Source organism: Citrobacter sp. TBCS-14, from assembly GCF_005280805.1.
Lineage (GTDB): Bacteria > Pseudomonadota > Gammaproteobacteria > Enterobacterales > Enterobacteriaceae > Citrobacter > Citrobacter gillenii.
This window is the reverse complement of the sequence record NZ_SZWM01000078.1, coordinates 1-509: the sequence shown is the minus strand read 5'-3', so window position 1 is coordinate 509 and position 509 is coordinate 1. Positions and strand designations below refer to the sequence as shown.

The following is a 509-nucleotide window of genomic DNA, read 5'->3' as shown; positions in this document are numbered from 1 at the left end:
TTGTTTTATTCAAAAAAAAGCCGACTCTTAAAGTCGGCTTCTTTTCACTTATTCGTTTACTTGGTACCAAAAATCTTATCGCCGGCATCGCCGAGCCCCGGAATAATGTATCCGTGCTCGTTCAGCCCCTGGTCGATAGATGCGGTATACAGCTCAACATCCGGGTGCGCTTTTTCCAGCGCAGCGATACCTTCTGGCGCAGCAACCAGCACCAGCACTTTAATGCTGCTGCAGCCCGCGTTTTTCAGCAGGTCGATGGTAGCAATAACGGAACCACCGGTGGCCAGCATCGGGTCAACGATCAGCGCCATGCGCTCGTCAATGTTAGACACCAGTTTCTGGAAGTACGGTACCGGCTCCAGCGTCTCTTCNACGGAACCGGCTCCAGCGTCTCTTCATTACGGTACATACCGACCACGCTGATACGTGCGCTCGGAACGTTTTCCAGAACACCTTCCATCATGCCCAGGCCCGCACGCAGGATTGGCACAACGGTGATTTTTTTACCT

Annotated in this window: 1 pseudogene; it reads right to left on the bottom strand. The window is 52.8% G+C overall.

What is annotated here, in order from left to right:
• Nucleotides 1–56 precede the first annotated feature (56 nt).
• Nucleotides 57–509 (bottom strand): annotated as a pseudogene (gene upp, locus FDX22_RS00435) (uracil phosphoribosyltransferase); the annotation flags it as partial.